Here is an 8,419-nt window from a genome sequence, read left to right on the forward strand (position 1 = left end):
GTGGCGGGTTGCCCGGGTCGCGGGGAGGGTCGCGGCCGTGGTCGCTCCGAGGACCGCCGCCGTCACCACCGCCAGCAGCACGAGGGCGGGAGGCGCATGGGCGATGCCCGCGCCCACGCCGCTCGATCTGCCCTGCGCGTCGATCAGCCGGCCGGCCAGCAGCACTCCGAACGCCGTGCCGGCCACCGCGGCGGCCAGCGCCGTCAGGGCGGCCGAGGTCACGATCATCGACGTGACCTGGCGCGGGGTCAGGCCCATCGCCTTGAGGGCCGGCAGGTCCCGCTCGCGCTCACGTACGCGCGCCCCGATCATGGTGAGCAGCTCGGTCAGGCCGATCAGGGCCAGTACCGCGACCAGTCCCATGACCACGGCCCGAGCCGGAGCCAGTCCGTCGGCCGGGCCCGCCGCCCGTGCGACGTCCAGTCGGCCGTCCAGCGCGCCCGCGAGTCGCGTGCTCACCGCCTTCGCGTCGGCACCCGGCCGCAGCCGGAGCTGGTAGAAGGCCGGGGCGAGCGAGGGGTCGCGTTCGCGGAGCGTGTCGAGGTCGGTGGTGACGACCCGGCCGGCGTTCTCCGGTTCGATCACCCGGCCGACGATGTGCAGGATCTGCGGCCGCCCGCCCACCGTCATCCGCACCCAGTCGCCGACCCGGATGTCGAGGAGGTCGAGCAGACCCTGGCCCGCGACCGCCTCGTCGGGGCCGTGCGGCGCCCGGCCCTCCACCGGGGAGAAGGGGTACGGGGCCGTCCGGGAGCCCAGGCCGCGCAGGGCGATCGTGCCGGTCTGGCCCGGGACCAGCGCCGCGACCTCCACGCCCGGGTGGGCCGCGGAGACCCCCGGGTCCGCGTCCAGCACGGCCCGTACCTCGTGATCCCTCGTACCCTCCGCCGCGCGGGCCGTGAGCGCGGCCGCCGGACCGCTCTGCGACGCCCGGCCCTGGAGGCTGTCCAGCGTCGACCACGCGCTCAGCGCGACCGTGATCAGCAGGATCGGCAGGGCCAGCCGGGCGACCGAGGACAGCGAGCGGCTGCGGCGGCCGAACGCGGCGTGCCAGCCCAGGACCGCCGCGGGCGGGACGCCGAGCCCGAGGGCCCGCCGGGCCACCGCCGGCATCCGGCCGCCCGCCGGGTCGGCGGACCGCAGCGCCGGCACGGCGGGGACGCGCCCCGCCCGCCACGCGGCGAGGCCGGTCGCCGCGCCGATGAAGAGGAGGGTGGCGGCCGGCAGCGACAGGAGGACGGCTGTGTGCGCGGGCAGGTCCCGCCACACCCCGACCGCCTCGCCGATCCGGCCCGGCGTCCGGGCGCCCAGCGTCTCCACCAGCGCCGTCCCCAGCACGACACCGGTCAGGGCGAAGGCGAGGTGCTGGACGAGGAAGATGCGTACCACCTGCCCGGGCGTGAAGCCGATCGCTTTCAGGACGGCGATGTCCCGCAGATGACCGCGGACCCGGGTACTGATCGCGCCGGTCACCGCCAGCGCGGCCGCCAGCAGCGCGCCGAGGCCGAAGACGCCCAGGAGCAGGCCGAGGAGCCTGCTGTCGCTCTGCGCCTCGGCGCGCGCCTGGTGCCAGTGGGAGACCTCGGTGACCTCCCCCGCGCCCAGCGCGGTGACCGCCCGCTGCACGGCGAAGTCCGTGTCGTCCGGCTGGTCGAGCCGCACCCCGACGACCTGGCCCGTACGGTCCAGCGGCGCGCCGGTGAGCGCCGGTTCGCCGGGCAGCACCCACCCGGTGCCCGGCCGGTCGCCCGGACGGTACGGCGACTCGGCGCTGTCCGCGACGCCGAGGACAGTGAGGCGGCGTACGTCCGACCCGTCGGCGCCGGGCACCGCGAGCGTGTCCCCGGGGCCGGCCCACAGCGCGCGGGCGAGACTGCTCTCCAGCACGATGCCGCCTGCCGCGCCCGGGTCGAGCCAGCGCCCCGAAGTGATCAGCGGACGGCCGGTCCGCGGCCGTTCGGCGGCGGCGCCGCGCAGTTCGACGGCGGCCTCGGCGCCCTGGGACCGCACGGTCGTACGGGCGGTGCGGTACGGGCCGGACAGCGCGTCGACCCCGTCGAGGCGGGACAGTCCCGCGGCGTCGGCGGAGGGGCTGGTGTGGATCCACACATGGGCGCCGCGCGACTCGTTGAACACGCGCTGCCAGGGATTCGCGGCGTAACTCAGCAGCGCGCCGGCCAGCAGCAGCGAGACGATGATCCCGGCGGTCGCGAGCACGATGAACAGCGCCTCGCCGCGATGGGTGCGCAGGTCGGCGTGTGCCCAGCGCAAAGTGGCCCGCACCGCTGTCAGTCCTTCAGTTCGAGGACACCGGCGACGCCCCGGCCGCCGCCCGTCTTCGCGCCGAGCACGGCGTCGTCCGCCACGCGCCCGTCGAAGAAGCTGATGACCCGGTCCGCCGCGCTGGCCAGCCGGTGGTCGTGGGTGACCAGCAGGATGGCCTGGCCACGCTGGTGGAAGCGGGAGAGCAGCCGCATCACCTCGCGGGTGCCCTTGCTGTCCAGGCTGCCGGTCGGCTCGTCGGCGAGCAGCAGGCCGGGGTGGTTGACCAAGGCGCGCGCCAGGGCGACCCGCTGCTGTTCGCCGCCGGACAGCTCGCCCGGCATGCTGCGCTCCTTGCCTTCGAGGCCGAGCTCGGTCAGAAGCCTGTGGCGCTCGGCGCGGGCCTGTCGCGCGTTGCTCCCGGCGAGCAGGGCGGGGAGCTCGATGTTGTCGGCGACCGTCAGGTTCGACACCAGGTTGAAGAACTGGAAGACGACGCCGATACGGCGGCGGCGCAGGACCGCCCAGCCGGCCTCGCTGTGGCCGTCGACCCGCGTGCCGTCCAGCCAGATGCTGCCGCTGTCGGGCCGCTGGAGGCCGCCGAGCAGGTGCAGCAGCGTGGACTTCCCCGCGCCGGACGGGCCGGTGATCGCGACGAACTCGCCCGGCCGGACGACGAGGTCGACGCCGCGTACGGCGTGGGCCGGGGCGCCTTCGCCCCGGTAGGTCTTCACGAGCCCTTCGGCGCGCAGGACGGGGGGCGCGGCAGCGGCATCGGAGGCACCGGCGGAAGGGGCGTCAGAGGAGGCGGCGCCGGAAGAGGGCACGACGGAAGAACGTGCTGCGTCGCTCATTCCAGCTCCTCCTGACAGCGTTCCAGCCAGTCGAGGTCGGCCTGCAGATGCAGCATCGCGCCCTCGATCAGCAGCTGGGAGATCCGGTTGTCCCGGTCCTCGGCGGCGGCGAGTTTCGACAGATCCCGCAGGGTGTTGAGGTACTGACGCCGCTGTTTGTTGATGAGAGTGATCTGGTCGGCCATGCCGGAGGCCGGGGCGAGGGCGAGCTTCATGAAGAACTCGTCCCGTACGCGCGGCTCGTCGGTCGGGTCCTCGAACCAGACATGCAGTGCTTCCCGCCCGGCGTCGGTCAGCCGGTAGATCTTCTTGTTCGGCCGGTTCGACTGGGCGATCTCCTCGCCCTCGATCAGGCCGGACTTCTCCAGCCGGCCGAGCGTGACGTAGATCTGGCCGACGTTCGGCTGAGGGTACGCGGAGCCGAGGAGTTGCTCAAGCCCCTGCTTGAGCTCGTATCCGTGGGCCGGTCCACGGGCGAGGAGGGCCAGAAGGGGCAGGCGCACGCGTGCTCTCTCCTCCCCGTTCCGTACGTGATCCGTACCTGCTCGTCGCGGCCGGACCGACCGCCGTCGGAGTGTGGCCCGTATCGCCCTGGTGTCGTCGTTCGGGCTCTAGTATCGCCCATGCCTAACGGGTATACATGGCCCCTGACGCCACTCGAGGACGAATGACGCCGGTGCCCAAGGAGCGAACCTATGCGGTGGATACGAGCCGCCACCAGGGGGCTCCTGGCCGTCGCCGTCGTCCTGGCCGGTTACGCGGGCGGTGGCGCGCGCGCCGAAGGGCCGCCGGGCGGCGGCGACGGGCGCGGGCCGATGACCCTGGCCACGGCCGGTGACCTCACCGGCTACCTCGGTCCACTGCTGGACGGCTGGAACCGGACACATCCGGACGAGAAGGTCACCCTCGTCGAGCTGCCGGACTCGGCCGACGAGACCCGGGCGCAGATGATCACCGAACTGCGGGCCGGCAGGGGCCGGTTCGACGTGCTGAACATCGACGTCGCCTGGACCTCCGAGTTCGCGGCCGCCGGGTGGATCGCCCCCGTCGAGCGCGACCGCTTCCCGCTCGGCTCCTTCCTGCCGCCGGTGGTCGACACCGCGACCTTCGACGGGCGGCTGTACGCAGTCCCCTATGTCACGAATGCCGGATTGCTGTACTACCGCAAGGACATCCTGCGGCGCGAGGGCGAACAGCCGCCGCGCACCTGGGCGGACCTGGAGCGGCAGGCAAGGACGATCGCGCCGAAGTACGGAATCGACGGGTACGCCGGACAGTTCCTGCCGTACGAGGGGCTGGCCGTGAATGTCACCGAGGCGGTGCACTCGGCGGGCGGATCGTTCCTCCGCGACGACGGCGAACGCGTCACCGTGGACTCCGCCGCCGCCCGCGCCGGGCTGGGCTTCCTGGCCCGAGGGGTGCGGGACGGCTGGATCCCGCAGGAGGCGCTGCGCTTCAAGGAGGAGGAGTCGCGGCAGGCGTTCCAGGACGGCCGCTTGCTCTTCCTGCGCAACTGGCCGTACGTGTACTCCGGGGCCGACGGCAAGGACTCCGAGGTCGCCGGCAAGTTCGGCGTCACCCCGCTGCCGGGGCCCGACGGCGCCGGGGCGAGCGTGCTGGGCGGCTCGAACCTCGCCGTCAGCGCCCACTCGCGGCACCGCGAGTCAGCCGCCGACCTGATGGCGTACCTGACCAGCGAGCCCGTGCAGCGCAAGGTGCTCACCGAGGGCTCGCTGCCGCCGGTGCGGTCCGCCCTGTACACCGATCCGCAGCTCGTGCGCGCCTACCCGTACCTGCCGACGCTGCGCCGGAGCCTGCTCGCGGCGGAGCCCCGGCCCAAGAGCCCGCGCTACGACCAGGTGAGCCTGGCCGTGCAGGCCGTGGCGTACGACGCGCTGGCGATGCGCCAGAGCCCGGAGCGGGCCGTCGACCGGCTGGCGCGCGAACTGCGGGCCGTCGCGCGCAGAGGCTGATGTCTTCCGGGTGCCCGTCCGGCCTCTTCTTGGTTACATGTTAGGTATCTGAGCCCTCACAACTATCGGGACATTCCTACGTAACTCCAGGCAGCTTTCTGCCTCATCGTTGACACCCTCTCGTCACACCTACTTAACATGCATGCATAACGGGGGGCGGCCGCGCGGAACGTCTGGGCGCTCCCGCTCGCACAAGTAGGAACAGGTCAACGGGTGATGCTCACTGCCCCGGCCGACAACGGCCTCCCCCTTCGCGTCGCGCACCACTGGTGGCGGGACGCGGTGATCTACCAGGTGTACGTCCGCAGCTTCCTGGACAGCACCGGCGACGGCATCGGTGACCTGGCCGGCGTACGGGCGGGCCTGCCGTACCTCAAGAAGCTCGGCGTCGACGGCATCTGGCTGAGCCCGTTCTACCCCTCGCCGCAGCACGACCACGGCTACGACGTCGCCGACTACTGCGATGTCGACCCGGTCTTCGGCGACCTCGCCGAGTTCGACCTGCTCGTCGCCGCCGCCCGGCGGCTCGGCGTCAAGGTGCTGCTGGACATCGTCCCCAACCACTGCTCCAGCGAGCACGTCTGGTTCCGCGAGGCACTGGCCGCCGGCCCCGGCAGCGCGGCCCGCGCCCGCTTCCACTTCGCCGACGGCAGGGGCCCGGACGGCGAGGAGCCGCCCAACAACTGGCGGGCGATGTTCGGCGGCCCCGCCTGGTCGCGCGTCGTCGAGGAGGACGGCACTCCCGGCCAGTGGTACCTCCACATGTTCACCCCCGAGCAGCCCGACCTGAACTGGCGCAACCCGGAGGTCGGCGCCCACTTCGAGCACGTCCTGCGCTTCTGGCTGGACCGGGGCGTCGACGGCTTCCGCATCGACGTCGCGGCGGGCCTCTTCAAGCACCCCGCACTCCCCGACTCCCCGGACCCCGAGGCCGACGAGCGGACCCGCGACTCCGTCAACCCGCTCGCCTGGAACCAGCCCGAGGTGCACGACGTGTGGCGCCACTGGCGCGCGGTCTGCGAGGAGTACGCCGCCCAGGACGGCCGGGAGCGGCTGCTGGTGGGCGAGGTCTCCGTGCCCACCCCCCGCGAGCACGCCCTGTACGTACGCCCCGACGAGCTGCACCAGGCGTTCTTCTTCGACCTGCTCGGCGCCCCCTGGGACGCCGACGCGTTCCAGAAGATCATCTCCGGAGCCATGCAGGACATCGCGGGCACCGGCTCCACCGTGACCTGGGTCCTCAACAACCACGACCAGGTACGCACCGTCACCCGCTACGGCGAGTCCGGCACCGGGGGCAGCGGCCTCGGCTCGGCGCGCGCCAGGGCCGCCGCGCTGCTGATGATGGCGCTGCCGGGATCGGCGTACATCTACCAGGGCGAGGAGCTCGGCCTGCCCGAGGTCGTGGACCTTCCGGACGACGTCCTCACCGACCCGATATTCCGCCGTACGGGCAGCCGCAAGCGCATCCGTGACGGCTGCCGGGTCCCGCTGCCGTGGTCCGGGCACGCCTCCCCGTTCGGTTTCACCTCCGGCACGGAGGGGGCCAGGCCGTGGCTGCCGCAGCCCGAATGGTTCGCCGAGCACGCGACCGACCGGGCGCTCGCCGACACTCGCTCCTTCTGGCACCTCTACCGCGACGGCCTCCAACTGCGGCGCGGTCTGCCGCAGTTCGCGGAGGACGGCCTGCGCTGGCTGGAGAGCCCGCCCGAGGTGCTCGCCTTCGTCCGGGGCGACGGGCTGGTGTGCGCCGTCAACTTCGGCACCGGCCCGGTGCCGGCCCCGGTCGCCGGCACCCCGCTGCTGGCCAGCGGCCCCTGTGCCGACGGCGTACTGCCCGGATCCACCGCCGCCTGGTGGATCAGCGACAGCGCCGCCCTGTGACCCCGTTCTCCCCACCCCTTCGGAAGGAACAGCCATGATGAGACTGCAACGACGGACCGTGGCCGCCTGCTCCTCGGCGCTCGCCCTCGCGCTCGGCGCGACCGCGTGCGGCGGCGGTGACATCGCCCCCGCCGGCAGCGGCGGCGGAAAGCTCGACGGCAGCAAGGTGGTCGTCGCCGGAGTGTGGTCCGGCACCGAGCAGAAGAACTTCCGCAAGGTGCTCGACGCCTTCTCCGAGAAGACCGGCGCGAAGGTCGAGTTCATCTCCACCGGCGACAACGTCTCCACCGTCGTCGGCAGCAAGATCGAGGGCGGCAACGCCCCCGACGTGGTGATGGTGCCGCAGGTGGGCGTGCTGCAGCAGTTCGCGCGCAAGGGCTGGCTCCAGCCGCTGGGCGAGAAGACCGAGCAGACCGTCACCGACAACTTCGCGCCGGTCTGGAAGAACTACGGCACCGTCGACGGCGACTTCTACGGCCTCTACTTCAAGGCCGCCCACAAGTCGACGGTCTGGTACAGCCCGGACGCCCTCGACCAGGCGGGCGTCAAGCCGCCGAAGACGTACGCCGAGATGCTCAAGAGCTCCGCCACGGTAGCCGACTCCGGACTGCCCGCCTTCGCCGTCGCCGGCGAGGACGGCTGGACGCTCACCGACTGGTTCGAGAACATCTACCTCTCCCAGGCCGGCCCCGAGAAGTACGACCGGCTCGCCGCCCACAAGCTGCCGTGGACCGACCCGAGCGTCGTCAAGGCCCTCACCACGCTCGGCGAGCTGTTCTCCGACAAGGACTTGGTCGCGGGCGGCAGGTCCGGCGCGCTCAGCACCGACTTCCCCAGCTCCGTCGGCCAGGTCTTCGGCGCCGAACCCGAGGCCGCGATGGTCTTCGAGGGCGACTTCGTCGGCTCCATAGCCAAGGAGGAGCACGGCAGGAAGGTCGGCGAGGACGCGGCCTTCTTCCCCTTCCCCGCCGTGGACGGCGGCAAGGCGCCGGTGGTCAGCGGCGGCGACGCCGCGGTGGTCCTGAAGGACGGCCGCAACCGCAAGGCCGCCATGGCGCTCATGGACTACCTCGCCACCCCCGAGGCGGCCGAGGTCTGGGCCGCCGAGGGCGGCTTCCTCTCGCCGAACAAGAAGGCCGACCCCGCCGCCTACGGCGACGACACCGCGCGCACCATCGCCAAGTCGCTCGTCGACGCCGGCGACACGGTCCGCTTCGACATGTCGGACCAGGCCCCGGCGGCCTTCGGCGGCACCAAGGGCATGGGGGAGTGGAAGATCCTCCAGGACTTCCTGCGCGACCCGGCCGACCCGAAGGGCACCGCCGCCGCGCTCGAAGCCGCGGCGGCCAAGGCCTTCAAGAACTGAGGGCGAACAGCCATGACCGCCCTCACGAGCCCCTCCCGTACCACCGCCCGGCCCTCCCCGGCCGGTGCGCCGCCCTCCGC

At 72.8% G+C, this 8,419-nt stretch carries 6 protein-coding genes; 3 read left to right on the forward strand and 3 right to left on the reverse strand.

Features of this window, described 5'->3' with window-relative positions:
- From E2E34_RS27080 to E2E34_RS27090, 3 genes are all read right to left on the reverse strand, one after another.
- Positions 1–2,283, reverse strand: a 2,283-nt coding sequence (locus E2E34_RS27080; protein ID WP_138904533.1) for an FtsX-like permease family protein, incomplete at its 3' end; no start/stop codon positions are given.
- A gap of 5 nt (positions 2,284–2,288) precedes the next feature.
- Positions 2,289–3,116 carry an ABC transporter ATP-binding protein gene (locus tag E2E34_RS27085; RefSeq protein WP_138904534.1) on the reverse strand — a complete coding sequence of 276 codons (828 nt, stop codon included), beginning with the start codon at positions 3,114–3,116 and terminating at the stop codon, positions 2,289–2,291.
- On the reverse strand, positions 3,113–3,619 hold the full coding sequence (locus tag E2E34_RS27090) for a PadR family transcriptional regulator (protein ID WP_138904535.1): 507 nt from the start codon (positions 3,617–3,619) through the stop codon (positions 3,113–3,115). The genes E2E34_RS27085 and E2E34_RS27090 overlap by 4 nt, the downstream gene beginning before the upstream one ends.
- Positions 3,620–3,811: 192 nt before the next feature.
- Here E2E34_RS27090 and E2E34_RS27095 point away from each other — a divergent pair, with 192 nt between their 5' ends.
- From E2E34_RS27095 to E2E34_RS27105, 3 genes are all read left to right on the forward strand, one after another.
- Entirely contained in the window at positions 3,812–5,089 is a 1,278-nt protein-coding gene (locus E2E34_RS27095) for an ABC transporter substrate-binding protein (protein WP_138904536.1), read from the forward strand.
- Between the two features lie 216 nt (positions 5,090–5,305).
- Positions 5,306–6,973 carry a glycoside hydrolase family 13 protein gene (locus E2E34_RS27100; RefSeq protein ID WP_138904537.1) on the forward strand — a complete coding sequence of 556 codons (1,668 nt, stop codon included), beginning with the start codon at positions 5,306–5,308 and terminating at the stop codon, positions 6,971–6,973.
- Positions 6,974–7,010: 37 nt separating this feature from the next.
- On the forward strand, positions 7,011–8,339 hold the full coding sequence (locus tag E2E34_RS27105; protein WP_425573330.1) for an ABC transporter substrate-binding protein: 1,329 nt from the start codon (positions 7,011–7,013) through the stop codon (positions 8,337–8,339).
- Positions 8,340–8,419 lie beyond the last annotated feature (80 nt).

This window comes from Streptomyces albidochromogenes (assembly GCF_005981925.1).
In the GTDB taxonomy this organism is placed as follows: domain Bacteria; phylum Actinomycetota; class Actinomycetes; order Streptomycetales; family Streptomycetaceae; genus Streptomyces; species Streptomyces albidochromogenes.